General features: G+C 60.8%; 21 protein-coding genes and 2 pseudogenes. 14 read left to right on the plus strand and 9 right to left on the minus strand.

What is annotated here, in order from left to right:
- Window positions 1-229 precede the first annotated feature (229 nt).
- On the plus strand, window positions 230-466 hold the full coding sequence (locus tag HV773_RS35715) for a Tsi2 family anti-toxin (protein WP_465263016.1): 237 nt from the start codon (window positions 230-232) through the stop codon (window positions 464-466).
- Window positions 467-630: 164 nt separating this feature from the next.
- On the opposite strand, the gene HV773_RS35720 is transcribed toward HV773_RS35715, so the two are convergent.
- On the minus strand, window positions 631-1,023 hold the full coding sequence (locus tag HV773_RS35720; protein ID WP_175198446.1) for a SpoIIAA family protein: 393 nt from the start codon (window positions 1,021-1,023) through the stop codon (window positions 631-633).
- 161 nt (window positions 1,024-1,184) lie between these two features.
- Between HV773_RS35720 and HV773_RS37645 the strand changes: the two are divergent.
- From HV773_RS37645 to HV773_RS35730, 3 genes and pseudogenes are all read left to right on the plus strand, one after another.
- Window positions 1,185-1,337, plus strand: a pseudogene (locus tag HV773_RS37645) (IS6 family transposase); the annotation flags it as partial.
- Window positions 1,338-1,841: 504 nt separating this feature from the next.
- On the plus strand, window positions 1,842-2,159 hold the full coding sequence (locus tag HV773_RS35725) for a DUF1840 domain-containing protein (RefSeq protein ID WP_175198447.1): 318 nt from the start codon (window positions 1,842-1,844) through the stop codon (window positions 2,157-2,159).
- A 214-nt stretch (window positions 2,160-2,373) separates the two neighbouring features.
- Window positions 2,374-2,976: a hypothetical protein gene (locus HV773_RS35730; RefSeq protein WP_175198448.1), complete on the plus strand. Its 603-nt coding sequence runs from the start codon at window positions 2,374-2,376 to the stop codon at window positions 2,974-2,976.
- 77 nt (window positions 2,977-3,053) lie between these two features.
- Here HV773_RS35730 and HV773_RS35735 read toward each other — a convergent pair.
- Window positions 3,054-3,566, minus strand: a pseudogene (locus HV773_RS35735) (DDE-type integrase/transposase/recombinase); the annotation flags it as partial.
- 494 nt (window positions 3,567-4,060) lie between these two features.
- On the opposite strand from HV773_RS35735, the gene HV773_RS35740 reads away from it, so the two are divergent.
- The 5 genes from HV773_RS35740 to HV773_RS35760 all read left to right on the plus strand — a co-directional run bounded on the left by HV773_RS35740 (window position 4,061) and on the right by HV773_RS35760 (window position 6,450).
- The gene (locus tag HV773_RS35740; RefSeq protein WP_175198449.1) at window positions 4,061-4,768 is read left to right on the plus strand and encodes a succinate dehydrogenase iron-sulfur subunit; all 708 of its coding nucleotides are present in this window, start codon (window positions 4,061-4,063) and stop codon (window positions 4,766-4,768) included.
- Window positions 4,769-4,797: 29 nt separating this feature from the next.
- Complete coding sequence (locus HV773_RS35745; protein WP_175198450.1) at window positions 4,798-5,190, plus strand: cupin domain-containing protein; 393 nt, start codon at window positions 4,798-4,800, stop codon at window positions 5,188-5,190.
- 10 nt (window positions 5,191-5,200) lie between these two features.
- Entirely contained in the window at window positions 5,201-5,413 is a 213-nt protein-coding gene (locus tag HV773_RS35750) for a hypothetical protein (RefSeq protein ID WP_175198451.1), read from the plus strand.
- Window positions 5,414-5,537: 124 nt separating this feature from the next.
- Window positions 5,538-5,891, plus strand: a complete 354-nt coding sequence (locus HV773_RS35755) for a carboxymuconolactone decarboxylase family protein (RefSeq protein ID WP_246282640.1) — start codon at window positions 5,538-5,540, stop codon at window positions 5,889-5,891.
- The gene (locus tag HV773_RS35760) at window positions 5,875-6,450 is read left to right on the plus strand and encodes a hemerythrin domain-containing protein (protein ID WP_175198452.1); all 576 of its coding nucleotides are present in this window, start codon (window positions 5,875-5,877) and stop codon (window positions 6,448-6,450) included. Before HV773_RS35755 ends, HV773_RS35760 begins: the two co-directional genes overlap by 17 nt.
- A gap of 227 nt (window positions 6,451-6,677) precedes the next feature.
- Here the strand turns inward: HV773_RS35760 and HV773_RS35765 are convergent, their stop codons facing one another.
- Genes HV773_RS35765 through HV773_RS35790 form a run of 6 tightly spaced genes read right to left on the minus strand, consistent with a single transcriptional unit; the run spans window position 6,678 to window position 10,583 of the window.
- Window positions 6,678-7,088, minus strand: a complete 411-nt coding sequence (locus HV773_RS35765) for a hypothetical protein (RefSeq protein WP_175198453.1) — start codon at window positions 7,086-7,088, stop codon at window positions 6,678-6,680.
- Entirely contained in the window at window positions 7,088-7,963 is an 876-nt protein-coding gene (locus HV773_RS35770; RefSeq protein WP_175198454.1) for a helix-turn-helix domain-containing protein, read from the minus strand. The genes HV773_RS35765 and HV773_RS35770 overlap by 1 nt, the downstream gene beginning before the upstream one ends.
- 56 nt (window positions 7,964-8,019) lie before the next feature.
- Window positions 8,020-8,289 carry a DUF2249 domain-containing protein gene (locus HV773_RS35775; protein WP_175198455.1) on the minus strand — a complete coding sequence of 90 codons (270 nt, stop codon included), beginning with the start codon at window positions 8,287-8,289 and terminating at the stop codon, window positions 8,020-8,022.
- Window positions 8,290-8,324: 35 nt separating this feature from the next.
- Window positions 8,325-8,867: a hemerythrin domain-containing protein gene (locus tag HV773_RS35780; RefSeq protein ID WP_246282645.1), complete on the minus strand. Its 543-nt coding sequence runs from the start codon at window positions 8,865-8,867 to the stop codon at window positions 8,325-8,327.
- Between the two features lies 1 nt (window position 8,868).
- On the minus strand, window positions 8,869-10,068 hold the full coding sequence (locus HV773_RS35785) for an NnrS family protein (RefSeq protein ID WP_175198456.1): 1,200 nt from the start codon (window positions 10,066-10,068) through the stop codon (window positions 8,869-8,871).
- Window positions 10,065-10,583 carry an Rrf2 family transcriptional regulator gene (locus tag HV773_RS35790; protein ID WP_175198457.1) on the minus strand — a complete coding sequence of 173 codons (519 nt, stop codon included), beginning with the start codon at window positions 10,581-10,583 and terminating at the stop codon, window positions 10,065-10,067. Before HV773_RS35790 ends, HV773_RS35785 begins: the two co-directional genes overlap by 4 nt.
- 642 nt (window positions 10,584-11,225) lie before the next feature.
- Here HV773_RS35790 and HV773_RS35795 point away from each other — a divergent pair.
- From HV773_RS35795 to HV773_RS35810, 4 genes are read left to right on the plus strand one after another with little or no spacing between them, the layout of a single operon-like run.
- The gene (locus HV773_RS35795) at window positions 11,226-13,553 is read left to right on the plus strand and encodes a nitric-oxide reductase large subunit (RefSeq protein ID WP_175198458.1); all 2,328 of its coding nucleotides are present in this window, start codon (window positions 11,226-11,228) and stop codon (window positions 13,551-13,553) included.
- Window positions 13,550-13,876: a metal-sulfur cluster assembly factor gene (locus HV773_RS35800; protein WP_175198459.1), complete on the plus strand. Its 327-nt coding sequence runs from the start codon at window positions 13,550-13,552 to the stop codon at window positions 13,874-13,876. Before HV773_RS35795 ends, HV773_RS35800 begins: the two co-directional genes overlap by 4 nt.
- 50 nt (window positions 13,877-13,926) lie before the next feature.
- Window positions 13,927-14,190: a DUF2249 domain-containing protein gene (locus HV773_RS35805; RefSeq protein ID WP_115108530.1), complete on the plus strand. Its 264-nt coding sequence runs from the start codon at window positions 13,927-13,929 to the stop codon at window positions 14,188-14,190.
- 11 nt (window positions 14,191-14,201) lie between these two features.
- Window positions 14,202-15,311 carry a hypothetical protein gene (locus HV773_RS35810; RefSeq protein WP_175198460.1) on the plus strand — a complete coding sequence of 370 codons (1,110 nt, stop codon included), beginning with the start codon at window positions 14,202-14,204 and terminating at the stop codon, window positions 15,309-15,311.
- Between the two features lie 80 nt (window positions 15,312-15,391).
- Here HV773_RS35810 and HV773_RS35815 read toward each other — a convergent pair whose 3' ends face one another.
- The gene (locus HV773_RS35815) at window positions 15,392-15,961 is read right to left on the minus strand and encodes a hemerythrin domain-containing protein (RefSeq protein ID WP_175198461.1); all 570 of its coding nucleotides are present in this window, start codon (window positions 15,959-15,961) and stop codon (window positions 15,392-15,394) included.
- 1,155 nt (window positions 15,962-17,116) lie between these two features.
- On the opposite strand from HV773_RS35815, the gene HV773_RS35820 reads away from it, so the two are divergent.
- Window positions 17,117-17,470: nitrate reductase (locus HV773_RS35820; protein ID WP_175198462.1), on the plus strand; the 354-nt coding region annotated here is incomplete at its 3' end.

Here is a 17,470-nt window from a genome sequence, read left to right on the forward strand (position 1 = left end):
CGAAATGACGGCCGTTGAACAACCACTCCAGATCTTTCAGCTTGCTCATTGGCTCGTGATCGTCAAAAGCTCAAGGCTAACAGACCGACGCTTCGGAATTGCACCACAACCCACTCGATAACCTCGCGCGCAACGCGATCGTGCGGCAGGTCGAACTCGGCGATATCAAACCCGCCGTCCTGACAACCTGAACAGTCACGTACGCCGTGCGCCATCACCAAGGCCCCCTATGCCCGACGTCAGTGGAAACACGTTGCTGATGGCCATCCAGGCCGTGCACGACGCCATCAGGACTCTGGAGGTGCGACTGGACGACCTCGAGGGCGATCCGCTCGACGACACCGAGATGCTGCTCGCCTACACGCGTGCCGCCGACGAGTTGCGTCAGGCGTATGAGATCGCGCGACTCAACACCAGCAACCTCCCGCCCTACGATCAGTTGGTGCCGCCGCCGGATCGTGCCTGAGGCCTAGCGAATTTCGCATTACTATGACGCTGGGGGTGTGCTAACGACGCGTCATGGAGGACCAGGAACCCGACCGCCGACCGCGCACCGAGAAAACCATGAACGAGAAAGCCGTGCGGAATTCTATTGTTGAGTCGACAACTAGCTTGATAATTTCCCGAGTGTCAGCTCAGACGAATCGTATTTCTGACGAGATTGCCGACAATCCAGTCACGTGCCTCGTTAGCGCGACTCATTGGAAAGGTGCGAACCTGTCCGTGAATTAGGAAGCGGAAGACGTCGATCGAGTGCCGTATCCATTCATGATCCGTCACGACTGCAATACCCTCCCATTGCAGATAGTGGGAGACACCAAGCTTCAAGTCCTCCCACGCGGCTCCGGGCTCCATACTCATGAAATCAGGACCGAGTTCATAGTAAATCCGAATCTTCTCGCGCCCAACCAGGGCTGCCTCTACCGCAGGTATTAAAACCCTCTCATAGTCTTCTCGCGCAAGTTTGCCGTTTGCACTGACCGCAGCGACGTTCCCCGGGAAGCCTTCAAGAATCTGGATCATGATCTGTCTCCATGCAGAGGGACGCGTACGGTCCGCCCTCTCACTTTCAGCCCCAAGGCTTATCCTCTTGCCCCCGGGTTCCTGCTATTTCGACCGAAAAACCACCGTCCCAGTTCAAATGCCCTTATCCGGCGCATTTCTTACAAAGCTAGTGATTGGAACGATCCCTTCTCTCATGCTTCGGCCCGTTCCGGCAGCACTTCGCGTTACCCAGACATTGGATGAATGCGGAATGTCACCGCGCCATATTGAAAGAACGCCTCGCCACATGGCACAGCTGGACTGTCTCGGCTACAGTTGAACGAATCATCTGATAAGGATAACTACGCTTTAGACAGGCGCGTAGCCTGCGCTCGTCAACTTGACAGTGCCGTCGATATCTACCAGCTTACTCATAGCCTGCTCGCGCTCATCAAAACCCGAGCTTAACCTACCGGCAGCTCCGATTTGCACCGGAGCCGTAAGCAGCCTGTTTATTGCGAGCGTTTGCTCGCCCCATCTTCTTTATCGCGACACGGCCAGTCCACCTTACCGTCGATACACCGCACTCGCCCTTGGCTGGCAAGGCGTGACGCTTGAATATATCACACTGTGATATAAAATATAGACAGGTCTTCCGATGATCTGCTCCCCCCGGGGGCCAGTTCGTACCGATACAAGCATGATCCGTCCGCACGGCGCGTACCCATGCGGGTTCCGCGCCAAGCCCCCGAACCCGGGGCACCGGTTATCGTGAGGACCTCGACGCTGCTGTCTGCGCCGATGGAGTCGGACAGACGGTGCTCTCACACCTGGCACAATCGACAGAGGAGGCGTTCATGATGGTTACGTTTCAATCGACTGCCGCACCGAATGTCGTCATGCTCAGGGATCTTGCCCAGTATCTGCTGGGACTGATCGGCCTGCGTCTCGATACGCGCGGCGTCATCCTGCATGACGAATTGTCTGGTGCCATCCGGTGCCTTGAAGCAGCGATTACAGACGAAGAAAAATCAGAATTCACACTGGACTCTGGCCAGTCTTTGAGAGGCCGGAACATGGAATCCGGAAGTGGCCTTTCACAGCGGGCGTGGCCGTTTCTCGACATGATGCGCCAGGCCCACAGACAGAACGCCGACATCATTTGGGGACTCTAGATATCACGCTGCAGTGGGGGCGATGCAGGGTGAGCGTGGATGGAATATCAGGTGGCCATGATGGCAGAGACAACTGGTTCAGACGTTTGCGGAATGTTGCGCCGAGATGCCGGCATAATCGGGCTGCTGTTCGCAAGCACGACAAGCACATCATGCGCACTCCCCGCGGCGGCGAACGTTGTCAGCAGATACCCATTGTCAGGCGGAGGAATCCATGTCACAGATCGTCGCAGCCCGGTTTACGACGTTTGACGCCGCCGAGGCGGCCAGGAAGCGATTGCTAACGAGCGGCTTGATCGAGGAGGACGTTGCCGAATTTTATGTGAACCCGGGCGGCCAACACGCACGCTATCCGATCGGAGGAGACGAGTACGCTGACCCGCAGGCGCGGCCCGCTGGGCTCGGGGCAACCGGCAGCGGTGCGATCGGTGCGGTTGTGGGAGCGGCAGTAGCCGTCGTGCTCACCTTCATGCTATTTCACGCGTTTCTAGTGCTGGCGGTCGCGACGCTAGTGGGCGCGTACGTAGGCACCCTGATCGGCGCTTTGCTGCTGACTCGCGGCGCCAGCAGAGCCAACGAGCCTGGCTCCATGGCCATGCCGCACGAGCGCGAATCCGGCGTACTCCTGGCGGTTCACGTGAATTCTGGCATGCAGGCGCGTGCAGTCCGTGATTTACGTGAAACAAGCGGTCAAGATATCGAGATAGCTTCTGGTCTCTGGCAGGATGGCCGGTGGGCTGATTTCGATCCGACACGCAGGGTGAAGCCGCTCGACAGCGATGGTTCCGTGCCCGCAAGCGGCACGACAAAGTACTGAAAGCCGCACCCGCAAACGGGCATTGTCAACTTGACCTTATCGGATCGGATAAAAGATAAAATGAATCGGCATCCTGATCAATAAGCGCATTCTTCAGTCTCGATTACTGTCCAGCGGTACCAAGCCGAAAGGCGTGCCTTGAGAGCTGCGCGATGGGATTGTGCCATCATGCAGTGGCGTGGCAACGCAATCTGCTGCCGGATCGGACCAAAGCTGGAAAGGAACGCCTGTGTGCGCACCGGATCGCCAAATCGCGACATGGCACGTTCACGGCGGCGCGTTGATTGATGGCTGTTCTCCGCGCGGTTGTTGACCCGTGCTGCGGCTTTCACGAACACGTGCTTCACGCCGGCCAGCTCCGGAATCTCCGCCTTCGCCGCCGGGTAGCTGCTCAACGGGTCTGTGACGATTTTTCGCGGCACGGGCGCCAAACGCAGCACATGTCTGAAAAAGCGTTTGGCTGCCGCCTTGTCGCGACGCTTCTGCAGCAGGACATCGAGTTCCGTGCCATGCTCATCAACTGCACGCCACCGCATGTACTGCTCACCGCGAAGACTCATGAACATTTCGTCGAGATGCCACATCGAACCTAGCTTGCGCCGTGCGTCTCTTGCACGACGTGTGGGCAAACACGTTGCACGTAGACTCCAGGCTCTTCGCCGAGGTATTCCTCGTTGCTTTCTACGATGCCGGGTATGACGCCCGAATAACGCAACGCTAGCCCGTCACTTTTCGCCTTCATGCAGCAAGCATGCCGAATAGCGTGTCCTTCGATGTTACTTTTCCAGCGCTTATTGGCCAACACGTGATCTTTGCCAACGTGAGAATGGGTGTGACACGAGTGTGATTGCAGCGGCAATCTCAGCCTGAAGGCAATCGACCGATTGCATCACATTGTGATATAACATCCTAGGGATGTGCATGATCTCCGGTCCTGGTGGAGACCGACACGGGCGAACAATGAATTCGGCACGTCAAGGAGTGAATCTCTTGCCGGAATGCGGCTGGCCTGTGATGGCAAGTCGTGGATCGACGCCGGCAATAATGCGCACAGGCCACGAGATCTTCGCAAAGGAGAAACACCGTGAGCAACACAATAACCTTCGAAATTTACCGCTACGATCCAGACCGGGATCCCAGGCCGTACATGCAAACGTATGAGATCGAGGTGACCCCGAATGACCGGATGTTGCTCGATGTCCTGGTCCGGCTCAAGGCACAGGACGAGACGCTAAGCTTTCGGCGCTCGTGCCGTGAAGGCGTATGCGGTTCCGATGCGATGAACATCAACCGCAAGAATGGGCTCGCCTGCATCACCAACCTCAACGACCTCCCCCGCCACACAGTCCTGCGGCCGTTGCCCGGGTTGCCGGTCGTTCGCGACCTGATCGTGGACATGACCGCGTTCTTCAAGCAGTACCACTCGATCAAGCCTTACCTGATCAATGACACGCCCCCACCCGAGCGGGAGAGGCGCCAGATGCCCGAGGAGCGTGATCAGCTCGACGGTCTCTATGAGTGCATTTTGTGCGCGTGCTGTTCCAGCGCGTGCCCCTCGTACTGGTGGAATCCCGATAAATATGTCGGTCCGGCCGGCCTCCTGCAGGCCTATCGCTTTCTGGTCGATTCCCGTGACGAGGCCACCGGTGAGCGGCTTGACAAGCTTGACGATCCGTACCGCCTCTTCCGGTGCCGGACGATACTGAACTGCACGGACGTCTGCCCCAAGGGCCTGAACCCGGCCAGGGCGATCGGCGAGATCCGCACCATGCTGGCGCGCCGGACGATCTGAATGCCACAAACTGACGCAGGGAGGCTGTTATGGCAATGCCACGGGTGACTCAGGGGGAACTGATCGACATTCGACCACTCGGTGAGGCACTGCGGGATTCGAAATCCGTCACGCTCATGCGCTCGGATCACCTGGAGGTCGTTCGACTTGTGCTTCCGGCGGGCAAGCATATTCCCGAGCACCGGGCGCCCGGAGAAATAACCGTGCAGTGTCTCGAAGGGGTCGTCAAATTCGGTACCGGCGCGGGAGCACAACTGATGCGCAGCGGGGATATGCTATTTCTGCTGGCCGGGGAGCCACATTGGCTCGAGGCCGTGGAAAACGCCTCGGTGCTGGTGACCCTTTATCTTCCGCATGATCATCAGGCCAGCCAGGGGCGGGCAGCAGGTGGAAATCCCCAAGCCGGGCCCGGAACGCGATAGCGAGGCGAGCATGAGCGAGCAGCGACGCATTGAGTTCCTCATCGGCCGCGACGGGTTGCCGCAGGCCACCGAGTGGGTGCGCCGTACGATGCTCATCTACCGTCGTGCGGTGCTCAACAGGGGACATTTCGCACGCACCCATCCTTACCGGCACCGCTTCATCATTGCGTATCTGGAGTTCAAGAGATGGTTACGAACGGGTTCCACCGCCCGGCCGTCGTGACGGCGGGCCTCCAAAAACCTCTTTCATGGCGGCGTCAACACCGGCACGCCGGGCTGGATTGAGTGCGACGATGTCGACCGCGAACGTCCGCGTTTTTCGCAGAAGGTGAATGATGGAAAACTCAATGTATCCACAACCAGACCCGGACATTGCCCGACGGCGCCGGGAACTCGCCCCCGACGCGCTCGCTGCGTTCCGGGCTTTCAGCAGCAGCGTTTTTGCCGACGGCGCACTGCCGGCGAAGACGAAACAGCTGATCGCGGTGGCCGTCGCGCACGTGACGCAGTGCCCCTATTGCATACGTGGTCACACGAAGGAGGCCTTGAAGGCGGGGGCATCGGAGAACGAGATCATGGAAGCGATCTGGGTTGCGGCCGAGATGCGCGCCGGCGCAGCTTACGCGCATTCGGCACTCGCGCTCGACGCGATGAAGCCGGAGGGGCAGTCGAGTGAGGCCCGGCATGACGAGCATCATTGACAACCTGATTGCCGAGCACCGGCGTCTGGAGCGACTCGTGCGACTCCTCGAACGTCAATCGATGCTCCGTGACGCGCAGGCGGCCGCGAACGCCGCACTGCTCGTGGATGCCCTCTACTACCTCACGCGGTTTCCCGACGTGAACCACCATGCACTGGAGGATCGCATCATCGGCAAGCTGCTCGGGAAGAAGGCGTTGCACCCCGAGTTGGCAAACGAACTGTCGGCGCAGCACGCGACGCTGGCTTTTCAGGGCCACGAATTGATTCAGGACCTCGAATCAATGGTGCGCGATGAAAACATGTCGAGAGAGCTGCTCGAGTTTCGTATCCAGTTGTACGCGGAGCGGCTGCGGCATAACATGGCGGTTGAGGAACTCGCGCTGTTTCCCGTCGCGGCGCATCATCTGGATTCTGGCGACTGGTCCTCAATTCTGCAGGCAAACCCAAACCGGTCGGCCGATCCGCTGTTTCAAGCGCCGGTACACGAGCGCTTTGTGCAGCTGCGCCGTGTGATCGCAACCGAAGCCGATTGCGGATGCCAGGAGGAAGACATATAGAGCTTCGGACGGTGAAGGCGGGACAGTCGCCAATTGAGTAGCCCCGCCTGCAACAACAGATTTATGACCGCGTTCCCGCAGGTTCGATACCCGTCGCCGTGCGCGTCGTGATGGGCCGGGGCTCCGGATGGACAGCGAGGGGATCGCTTGCCGGGAAGCTCTCCGCTCCAGCCTCGTCGATCAGGGCTTCGAGGTGATCTGCGCGCTGACGGGCCACGCGCTCAACTTCATGAGGGATTTGCATGATCGGCCTCAATAATGGTCTCTACTCGGTTTGACAAGGCATCTTTCGATGCCCGGCACGTTGTTTTACAAAGCCGCACAACGAGAACTTCTCCCAACGGCGTCGTCCGGGGTTTGCCCCGGCATCTGCGACACCTGTCAATCTTTACCAGATTGCCGCTCAACAATGGCAGCAGGTCGGGCCGCTCGATGCTGACTTGCTCAGGGGTGTGAGCAACGAGCATGAGCGTGGCAATCTCGTGCGGCGTCAACATCGGGAAATTCGTGGCGCTAAGGGGAGACGCACCGCATTCCTGCGCAATCTGGCTTGAAGGGCGTGTTTGCACAACACGCCGAGTGTCGACATGTGTGACCTGCCGGGATGCAACGCCTTCGACTTCGTCGTGAGTTTCCATCAATGTCCTCCTGGCCGATATTCCGGCAAGCGAGTCTCAGGCGCGTACCCGAATGCCTGCCGGTGCGGTTGACCCCGAAAGGAAGCAGGGCCAACATCTGTCGCCAGCTTCCGCAACCCGTCAATATCGAGAATCCGGAGATCTTTGCCGCACGCGTGGATCAGCCCGCGCCGCTGCAATTTCGTCAATGTCCGGCTGACTGTCTCGAGCTTCAGCCCGAGGTAGCAGCCGATTTCCTCGCGCGTCATCTTCAGTGTAAACGCCGCGGCGGAGTAGCCGCGGGCTTCCCAGCGCTGCGATAGGTCGGCGAGAAAGGAGGCCACCCGCTCCTCTGCGGTCATGGTGCCGAGCAGCATCATGAGGGTGGACTCGCGCACGATCTCGGCACCCAGCATCTGGTGCACATGGTGCTGAATTGTCTTCACTTCCCGGCACAGCATCTCCAGCAGGTCGAACGGCATCACGCACACGGCACTGTCTTCCAGCGCGATCGCCTCGCAGCTGTGTCTTCCGCTGGCAATGCCATCGATGCCGAGCGTGTCACCGATGATGCCAAAGCCCGTGATCTGCTCATGTCCTTCGCGATGCATGACCACGGTCTTGAACGAACCGGCGCGAACCGCATAGATGCTGCCGAAGGCGTCGCCCGGTCGGTACAGGGCATGCCCGCGATGTACGGTGCGCACGCACTGCACGACATCGTTGAGCCGCTCGTGTGTTAGCCGGTCAATTGGGCTGCGGGTACACAGTGCGGCCATTGCGCACGTCTTGCAGCCGATGTCTGCCGTCCACCGCCCTTCATCATCCGGCCGCGCGAGCGGTTCACGATGAGGGAAAGGTGCGGAGCTTCTCTGGGGTACGGTTGTGGTCAACATGCTTTCCTCTGGCGATGAATATCCAGGTGACTGGTTGCGCCGACGCAGCGGGTATTTCAGTCCACGGCCTTCACCGCAAAGTCAATCACGATGTTGCCTGGTTCGCGCGCGACGTATCCGATGCCGATGCGCGCCCCGAAGTGATGCCCGATCTGGGCCAGAAGCGGCAGCGGGTCGTGGTCGTTGACAAAGCGCATAACCTCGCCTGGCTCCAGCGCATCGAGCGCGCCGAAAATAGCCGCGTGACGGAAACGTCTGGCGACGCCGCGCGCGTCGAAGACGTACGGATGGGAAATAACGGATAGGATAACTGATTGATTATGCATGATTGTTTCTCCGTAAAGGCAGATGATCGTGGTCGTCACCGCGGCGTAATGGTCCGTCGGGCCACCATGGCCGCGCTCAGCCTGGCCAGTTGCAGCCGGTCGAGGCACGCTTCGGCAAATGGAAAAATCTGGCTCTCCTCCAGGGCAATATGACTGCGGTAAGCTCCGATGAAGTCAGCGACCCGGACGGGTTCGAGCAGCCTTGTTTTCCCTTTGGCGATATCGGCGAGCACGATGCGCAATTGTGCCCACGACGCCTCCAGAGATCGATGCTCGTCAAGCAGGGATGCGATCCGTGCACCCACCGGTGAGCATTGACGCTGACTGATTTCCATCAGCACCGGAAAGAGATCCTGTTCCTCGTCAGCGTGATGGTGGGGCGCCGCGATGTCGAAATAGCGCATGATGTTTCTGGCTGCCTGCTGTGCCTGCGTATTCGCGCCGTGCGAAGGCAGGTGCGCCGCGAGCTTTTCAAGCGTCGCGCATTGCGCCGCAATGCGCTCATGACACGCCTTCAGCATTTCAACGGGTTCGTCGAAAGAAGGCGCGGGCTTGATCAGGAGGCTGTCAGACTTCACTTCAGCCCGCCTTGCCGTCAATTCGCGGACGTGTCAGCCGGGGCCAGTATTGGCGTGCATACAGTGCAAATGCCACGCACCAGCACAGGCCGGCGGCGTCGATCCACCTGGCACTCCAGCCACTCGCGAGCAACGGGCCGAAAACGCGCAGGATCGCGGCGGCGATCACGAGGCAGTAACAGGCAATCTCGGTTGACCCGGCGACGAGTGTGCGGCCGGTATGGCCGAGCGCGGTCCGCGTGATCATGGCAATGATCGCGCCTCCGAGCACACCGACGGTCAGGGCGTGGAGCGCGAGGGAATGCGGTACCCATCCGACAGCGCTCAGCATCAGCAGGCCGAAGCCGAGTGGAACCCCGGCGTAGGCCGCGTGAAGAATGGAGAGAATCGGCCGGTGGCCGACCTTCCACGAACGCCATCCCGCAAGCCGGATGCCATGGACCACCGCCGTCGCGCCTGCCGCGCTGCCGACAAGCCACGCGCTCGCGCCCAGCGCGTCGAGCGCAAAAGCCAGCAGCGGCAACGGCACGGCCAGCGCTTCAATTGCGCGCCAGCGTCTGCACGCGTAGCCGGGTACAGCGTTAGCCGTGAACATCGGCGTGACGCGACCCGCGATGATGGTAACGAGCGTCACCAGCAGTCCGACGGCGGCGTCAGCAGAGCGCAATGCCAGATCGGCCCGTCCCTGCAACACCCAGGCGTGAAACAGGATGTTCAGCAGGCCGAGCATGCCCAGCACGACGGGTACAAAGATATTGTGGCGGTTGCGTGCGGGGATGAGCACGCGTAGCAGGACGATCATCAGGACCGGCAGAAACGCCGAATCCACGATCGCGGCCAGCGGCTCCGGGCCGAACCATACCGCGATGCGCCCCGCGAGCCACAGAAGCCATAACAGGGCCAACGGCGTGCCAGATGGTGTTTCGAGCGAGGTCCAGGCCCGCACCGCAGTCAGCAGAAAGCCCGCGACGATGGCTGCGGCAAACCCGAAGATCATCTCGTGCGCATGCCACAGGATGCCGTTGAGCGACGTCATCCGGCCTGCCGGCACAATGCCATGCAGCGCGCCAAGCCAGACCAGCATGGCAAGCACGCCGAATAGCGCGCCGCCGAGATAAAACGGCCGGAAGCCGAGTCTCAGGACGGGCAGATCCGATGCCGGAGTCACGAAAGAAGAGCGGTGCGGGAGATGCATTTTCATGACCGGACTCCTGCCCGGCGGCCTGGACCGCCATGCGCGCGCGACACTGCCACCGGCACCAGTTCGCGGCCGTCGGCCACGCCAAGGACAGATGCCGCCACGGTGGGCGCTGCAATGGCCTCCCGCAACGTCATCGTGTCAAGTTCATGGAGGAAGGCATCGACCGCCAGGTACAGCCTGCGCCTGAGGTTACAGGCTGGAAAGATCGCGCAGTCGTGCGCGACGCTCATGTCATGACACCGCACGACGGAAAAATCCTTCTCGGCGACGCGCACGATTTCTCCCACGGAAATCTCCCCGGGCGCGCGCGCCAGACGGGCGCCACCTGACCGGCCGCGCGTCGTCTCGATGAGACCGACCTGACTGAGCTCGTGGATGATTTTCGTCAGGTGGTTGCGCGAGATCCCATATGCCCCCGCGATTTCGTCGATCGTCGCAACGTCACCATCCGGGTATTTCAGAGCGAGGTACATCATCACCCGAAGCGTGTAATCGGTGTAGACGGTGAGGTGCATGGTGACTCCATCCGTGAAGCGGCCCGCTGGGGCCAGGCGCGAGACCAGTCAACTTCGATCCGCGCTTAACATGCATTTACAGTACATCATTTAATCAGGATTCACAATGACGCCGGGCGATTGATTCCATTGACCAGCGAGCGATCCGTCCTGACCTCTGGATAACCCCGCGTCCCCTTCCACTACTGTCCTGAGGTGGCCAGCCACTTGGCGCTTTGTCATCGTGCGACCAATTGACCCAGATCAGATTCGGGTGTCACCCCTATGCTAAAACATGCATAGACAATGCATTTTATCCACCCGGCAAGTGCAGCGCCGGGCACCTATCTCTTCTCGGTGGCCCCGAAAGGAGCGCGTCGTGCGATTGGCGACCCGGCGTGTCTCTCAATGCCTCATCTCCCGCCTCTACCTGTGGTGGCGTCCTGCGCTTTCCGGGCAGGCCTTGAGCGTTCGCTTGTTGACGCCCCCAGGTCGCGGGCCAGTCGCGCGTAGCCGTGCCATCCTGGGTCGCATGCCCCGGCCGGGGCCCCGAATGCATTCACGAGTGATCGTGCTCCACAAGGACACCCCCTCTCGTCAGGGGCCAGTGACGTCCTTCTTCCCGGTCGATGAACACAATTCGTCACAGGTTGAAATGCAACCATGAATACGAACCCGTTCCCAGTGGACGATAGCCGTCCGGAGGATCGCACCAGCCGGGTGCTGATCTGGATTCTCCTCATCGTCACCGCGCTCTGCTGGGCAGGCATGATGGTCGCCACGCGCGCCACCTATCGGCAGGCGGCGCCACTGCCGCAGCAGATGGTCACGCCGACTGGCAGCGTGGTGATGCGCTACGCCGACATCGTCGCCGGCAAGTCGGGTTTCCAGAAAGCCGACCTGATGGACTACGGCAGCCTGTACGGCATGGGCTCCTACTTTGGCGAAGACTTCACCGCCGAGTACCTTGTCCAACTGGCGAAAGAAGTGCAGAACAATCTGGCGTTATCACGCTACGGCAAGCCGTTTGACGCCATCACGGCCGACCAGCAGGCCGGCGTCACCCGCGCCATGCAGGCGCAACTCCAGGGCATCGATCTGAGCCAGCAGCAGGTCGTGCTTCCCGATGAGGTCGCGCACGCGATTCAGGCGCTGCAACAACGCATCAGCACAGCGCTGCTCAGTGACAACTTCGCACACGGCTACACTGGGGCGCGTGCGCTCGACGCGTCCAGTGCCACACAGACGGCGAATTTCCTGCTCTATGCGTCACTCACGACCGTCGCACGGCGCCCGGGCAAGAACTATTCCTGGGCCGTCAACTGGCCGGCCGAACCGCTCGTCGGCAATGCGCCCACCGCCGCAACCTTCGAATGGACGTGGGCGTCCTTCGTGCTGATCTTTTTCGCGATCGGCGCGATCCTGATGATCTTTCGCCTCTGGATCGAGCCGAAGGCCGGGAACGAAACGTTCGAACCGGTGCTACGAGGCTTCAATGAGCCCACACCCAGTCAACGGGCGCTGTGGAAGTATTTCCTCGTGGTGGCCGCTGTCCTGCTGGTGCAGAGCCTCGTGGGCTCGATCATGGCGCACTACTACACCGATCGATCGAGCTTCTATGGCATTGAAGTCGACAGGTGGCTGCCGTTCGCCGCGTTGCGCAGCGTGCACCTGCAGGCGCCGATCGTCTGGATCGGCGTGAGCTGGATCGCCGCAGGCCTCTTCCTGGCGCCGCTGATCGGCGGGCGTGAGCCGGCAGGACAGCGGACACTGGTCAACCTGATTTTCTGGGTACTGGCCGTGATCGTGGCGGGGGCGCTGCTTGGCGATTACCTTGGGGTAATGGGCCTGATCCGCACACACTGGTTCTGGTTCGGCAACCAGGGACTGTCTTACCTCGAGCTCGGCCGCTTCTGGCAAATCCTCTTCTTCATCGGCCAGGCCGTCTGGTGCCTGGTATTGCTGCGCGCATTCTGGCCGACACTCAGGGCGTTGTTCAGGCAAAGCGGCGGGTCGCTCTACGGCCTTTTCCGGATCGAGCACCTGCTGTGGGTCAGCACGCTGAGCGTCACAGTTCTCTATGTGTTCGGCATGATTCCACTCGGCACACCCAACCCGTCGTTCTCGATTACCGCCTTCTGGCGCTGGTGGGTGGTGCACCTCTGGGTGGAACTGGCGTTCGAGTTGTTCACGGCAGCGGTGACCGGCTACTTCCTGATGGCGCTCGGACTCGTGTCACGCCAGATGGTCGAGCGCGCCGTGCTGTTCGAATGGATCCTGATTCTGATCGGTGGAGTGCTTGGTACTGGCCATCATATGTACTGGGCGGGTGAACCTGGCCTCTGGGTGGGCGTTGGCAGCATGTTTTCGTTCATCGAGGTCTTGCCGCTCTTCCTGCTGGTGCTGGAAGCCATCGAGCAGCAGCGTCACATCCGGCATGAAAAGGCGTTCCCGTACCGGCTTGCCTACCTCTATATCCTCGGCTCGGCATTCTGGAACTTCGTGGGCGCCGGGGTGTTTGGCGGCGGTACGCTCAACGCGCCACTGGTGAACTACTACGAACACGGCACCTTCCTTACGCTGAACCACGCACATACGTCCCTCTTTGGCGCTTTCGGCCTGCTCGCCATCGGCTTGTTGTACATGGTGCTGCGCTATCTCACCGGCAACCGCCCATGGAGCGACCGGTGCGGCGTGTGGGCGTTCTGGCTCTACAACGCCGGCCTCGCGATGTGGATCGTGATGAACTTCTACCCGGTTGGCTGGCTGCAGTTACTCGCGGTCTACATACACGGCTATGCCTGGGCGCGAAGCCTCGCGTTCTACAACACCACTACCTTCTGGCAGTGGATGCGCATGCCGGGTGACATCGTGTTCGCCGCTGGTGCGTTGTTGATGGTCTGGGACTTCATGATCAAACTCCTTGTCCAGCGCAGGGCCGCTGACGCCGTCGCGCCGTCGTCCCCCGTCACGCCTGCGAGGCCTTTATGAGCGCCCTTCACGAGAATGCCGCAGAAGCGACCATCCGCGACGCATTGCGACAGGTCATCGATCCCGAGGTCAGCCTGAATATCGTTGACCTCGGCCTCGTGTACCGCGTCGAACTCAGTCCGCGGTGCCTGCTCGTTGAGATCTCCATGACCTCACCCGCCTGTCCGATGGGCACATTCGTCCGCGATGAAGTCCGGGCTGTAGCCCGGGAAGTCGCACCCTCCAGCGTGTCTGTCGATGTCGCGCTGGTCTGGGACCCGCCGTGGTCGCCCGCCATGATGAGCGAGGCCGCTCGCGAGCTGCTCCACTGGCCCGTACATTGACGCTTTTCGTTCATTTCACTGTGGCTGCAGTTTCATTCTGGAGTACGAACATGTCTACCATTGCCATCCCTGCCTCCGTGATCGTCGTCGACGTCGGTACCGTTGATCCGCGTGAGCGCCATTCCATGGTTTTCGACACGTTTGCGGGACTGGCCCCCGGCCAGGCGCTCGAACTCGTGTCGGACCACAATCCCGAACCATTACTCGAAGAGTTCGTCGCCGAACTGCCGGACGGGTTCTGGTGGCGGGGTGAAAAGGGTCCCCACGACCTCTGGCGCGTGCTGATTGTCAAACCAGAGACGGCGCTCGATTGACGGCAACGACCATGCGTACCCCAGCCCTGTTGCAATTTGCAGCGGCCGCCGCAGGCATCGCCGCTGTCCTGCTGCTCGCCTGCGCGGTGCTGACCGGTCTGGCACGCCCGGGCGTGATGGTGCCGGCGTTCGTGCTGACACGCGCAGCCTGGCACGGCGCGCTGATGATTCCGGTGTTTTTCGGCACCGTGATCAGTCTGGAGCGAGCGGTAGGCATGCAGCGGGCGGTGCCTTACCTCGCGCCGGCCGGCACGGTGGTGGCGGGCATTGTGCTGCTGGCCGGTGCGCCAGCGCCGGTCGTGCAGGCGTTGCTTGTGATCGCTGCCGGCATCCTGATGACGGCCAGCATCAAGCTGGCCTGGCGTCAACCCACGTTGTTTCTGGTCGTCTTGGCGGGCGCTGCAGTTTGCTGGGCGCTCGGCAACGGCGTGTGGCTGACCGTCGGAGACCTATCGGCCGCGGTACCGTGGTGGTTGTCGTTCCTGATCCTTACTATTGCAGGCGAACGCCTCGAACTGCCGCGTTTGCTGCCCGTAACAAGATGGGGACCCCGACAGTTCGTGATCATCGTCATGGTCATCCTTGCCAGTACGACCGGTGCACTGTGGTGGCCCCACGGCTCCCTGCGTGTGTTCGCCGGCGGGCTGCTGGCGCTGGCCGCGTGGCTCGCGCGCCATGACGTCGCCCGCCACACGGTGCGACAGAGAGGACTGGTGCGCTTCATCGACGTGTGTCTTTTGTCAGGCTATGGCTGGCTGGCCGTTGGCGCGCTCCTGGGTCTCACCGGTGCCTTCTCGCCCGGGCATGCATGGCGGGATGCTGCGCTGCACGCGATCACGCTGGGCTTTGTGTTCTCGATGCTGCTCGGCCACGCGCCGCTCATCCTGCCAGCCGTGGTGCGCGTGCGCCTGGCGTACCACCCGAGCTTTTATGTACCCCTTGCAGTGCTGCGTGTCGCGCTTCTGGCGCGAGTGGCTGGTGGCTTGAGCGGAGCATTCTGGCTGCGCCAGGCTGGCGGACTCGCGAGCGCCGCGGCGATCGTGCTTGTCGCGTTCACCTTACTGATCGGCGCATACCGGACCTGGAGACGAACTGCTTCCGGCGTCATGTCGAGCCAGTAGGGTCATGCCATCGCTCCCGTCGGCCGCCAGGGATGCCGGCGCCACGGACGGATGTGGGGGATTTCGATCAGAGCTTGTGTTCATGCCGGGTCGTGCCCGGGCGCCTGCGCTACACGATCGATCTGTCTGCGCAGTACCTCGAAGCGCTCCAGCATGTCGTCGCCAAATAGCGGATCGGAGCCGGCCGGCACCGCCGCAGCGACCGCAGCCCAGTCCTCTCCTGTCAACACCTGCGCCGCACGAGGCATGACAAGGCGCTCCTCGGTGGCAAGATGGTGACGATAATACACAAGGTACGTCGCGGTGGCCGCCTCAAGATGCGACCGGGGGGCCAAAACATCTTCTGAAATTTCCTTAAGGCAATTCAGAAGCTCCTCGCCTGCTATCGCGATAACACAGTGTTCCTGGAGAAGCCGGTTCACCTGCAATTGAACACCGGGATCCCGTTCAGCCAGCCGCGCGTACGCGACATCCTCCGGAGGATGGTGAACGCGATCGGCAAAATTCCGCATGTAGTAGAGGATATCGGACATAAGCGCGTAGTCCGGCCGCTCTCCCTGGTGGAATTCGGCGACCTGTTCTTCCAGAAGATCGAGGAGTCGCGCGAAATTGACGTGCTCGGCATGCCATAAGGCTAGTGAATCTGCCATTCTCCGCTCCGGTGAATTTGAATCATGGACAATAAAACCTTTGCTCGCAATTTCTGGTACGCCATGGCATCGAGCGGCCAATGCGGAATGTGCCACCCGCCAATTCGGCGCATCAACAGTCGAATTGATCCGTCTGGCCGAGCGGTACAAGCGGGACTCGCACGACATCGCCCAGCCATCATCTCTCAGATAAGCGGTTCTGACCGAATCACCATTGACCTGGATCAATCGTAAGGCAGCGGTAGATCCCGCACACGCTCATTACGCCAGGTGAGATAAGCGGTTTTGTCGCGTTAAGGGAGTCGAATAGTTCGCGGAAATGCATTCGAGCGCGAATCACGGCGAACTCGGGATCGGGTCGTCACCGCACGACCCTGTGACGAATACGTACCGGGATGAGCGTGTTCGCTGCAGGCTCAGCCCCCGTCCGGCCCCGCCGGGGCCGACATTGGATGCGCAAACGATTGCGAAACGATTGCGGATTCCTACATTGAACTACATTGATTGAAGTCAATTATTGTCCGTCTTGTTCCGGTAGATTGTGGAACCAGTGGACGATACCTGAATGGGCAGACAAGCGGATTCGCCGCCGAGCGCGCCGTGATTGCGGGAGTAGTTTGAAAACGATTTCGAGTTCCGGTGCGGCATCGGACCCACCGTCTGGCACTTATGCTGGCGACACTGCGGTATCCATCAGCCGTCTGGTATGGGTCTCCGTCGTAGACGATCTGGGTGCCACGGCAGTGATCCCGTGTCGAGAGCATGAAACCTTCGCCGTCGGGCGTTTCGTCAAACCGGGGGAGGTTAGCCTCGAAACCGGTTCCGCCCAGGTCCGGGCTTTCCGCCACATGCGGATAGCTCGTGCCGCAACCTCGTGGGATCCAGCGCTTTGTCCATAAATGCCAATATTCACGCGGCCTGTCTGCCGCCGGTTCGTCGATCTTCACGCCGACCCGATGTGGTCGACATGCGACGCGAACCGCTGGCTGGCGTTTCCCCGACCTCTAACGCGAAAAAACTGCAAATCCGTCCAGAGGATGCATCCGGCACGCACCACCGCCTGAATCAAACCCCAATTACGTTCATTCCCCCTTTACTTTGCGCAGATGTTTTCATTTAATTGCTAATTACCAGAACGCAAAACCTGGAGCTGCCATGAGCCATTTTCTGGATCGTCTGCGTTACTTCACTACTGCCAGAGCGCAATTCGCAGACGGCCACGGCGCCGTGACCGACGAAGACCGCAAATGGGAAGACGCTTATCGCACGCGCTGGGCACATGACAAGATCGTGCGCTCCACGCACGGCGTCAATTGCACGGGCTCGTGCTCATGGAAGATCTACGTAAAGGGCGGCATTGTCGCGTGGGAAACGCAGCAGACCGACTATCCGCGCACGCGCCCCGACATGCCCAACCACGAGCCGCGCGGCTGCTCGCGCGGCGCATCGTACTCGTGGTACCTCTATAGCGCGAACCGCCTGAAATATCCGCTCATGCGCAGCGCGCTC

It is taken from the genome of Paraburkholderia caffeinitolerans (genome assembly GCF_902859945.1).
Taxonomy (GTDB): domain Bacteria; phylum Pseudomonadota; class Gammaproteobacteria; order Burkholderiales; family Burkholderiaceae; genus Paraburkholderia; species Paraburkholderia caffeinitolerans.

Coding starts and splice junctions, on each gene's coding strand:
- HV773_RS35715 (WP_465263016.1), top strand. CDS start 230: ATGCCCGACGTCAGTGGAAACACGTTGCTGATGGCCATCCAGGCCGTG.
- HV773_RS35720 (WP_175198446.1), bottom strand. CDS start 1,023: ATGATCCAGATTCTTGAAGGCTTCCCGGGGAACGTCGCTGCGGTCAGT.
- HV773_RS35725 (WP_175198447.1), top strand. CDS start 1,842: ATGATGGTTACGTTTCAATCGACTGCCGCACCGAATGTCGTCATGCTC.
- HV773_RS35730 (WP_175198448.1), top strand. CDS start 2,374: ATGTCACAGATCGTCGCAGCCCGGTTTACGACGTTTGACGCCGCCGAG.
- HV773_RS35745 (WP_175198450.1), top strand. CDS start 4,798: ATGGCAATGCCACGGGTGACTCAGGGGGAACTGATCGACATTCGACCA.
- HV773_RS35750 (WP_175198451.1), top strand. CDS start 5,201: ATGAGCGAGCAGCGACGCATTGAGTTCCTCATCGGCCGCGACGGGTTG.
- HV773_RS35755 (WP_246282640.1), top strand. CDS start 5,538: ATGTATCCACAACCAGACCCGGACATTGCCCGACGGCGCCGGGAACTC.
- HV773_RS35760 (WP_175198452.1), top strand. CDS start 5,875: ATGACGAGCATCATTGACAACCTGATTGCCGAGCACCGGCGTCTGGAG.
- HV773_RS35765 (WP_175198453.1), bottom strand. CDS start 7,088: ATGGAAACTCACGACGAAGTCGAAGGCGTTGCATCCCGGCAGGTCACA.
- HV773_RS35770 (WP_175198454.1), bottom strand. CDS start 7,963: ATGTTGACCACAACCGTACCCCAGAGAAGCTCCGCACCTTTCCCTCAT.
- HV773_RS35775 (WP_175198455.1), bottom strand. CDS start 8,289: ATGCATAATCAATCAGTTATCCTATCCGTTATTTCCCATCCGTACGTC.
- HV773_RS35785 (WP_175198456.1), bottom strand. CDS start 10,068: ATGAAAATGCATCTCCCGCACCGCTCTTCTTTCGTGACTCCGGCATCG.
- HV773_RS35790 (WP_175198457.1), bottom strand. CDS start 10,583: ATGCACCTCACCGTCTACACCGATTACACGCTTCGGGTGATGATGTAC.
- HV773_RS35795 (WP_175198458.1), top strand. CDS start 11,226: ATGAATACGAACCCGTTCCCAGTGGACGATAGCCGTCCGGAGGATCGC.
- HV773_RS35800 (WP_175198459.1), top strand. CDS start 13,550: ATGAGCGCCCTTCACGAGAATGCCGCAGAAGCGACCATCCGCGACGCA.
- HV773_RS35805 (WP_115108530.1), top strand. CDS start 13,927: ATGTCTACCATTGCCATCCCTGCCTCCGTGATCGTCGTCGACGTCGGT.
- HV773_RS35810 (WP_175198460.1), top strand. CDS start 14,202: ATGCGTACCCCAGCCCTGTTGCAATTTGCAGCGGCCGCCGCAGGCATC.
- HV773_RS35815 (WP_175198461.1), bottom strand. CDS start 15,961: ATGGCAGATTCACTAGCCTTATGGCATGCCGAGCACGTCAATTTCGCG.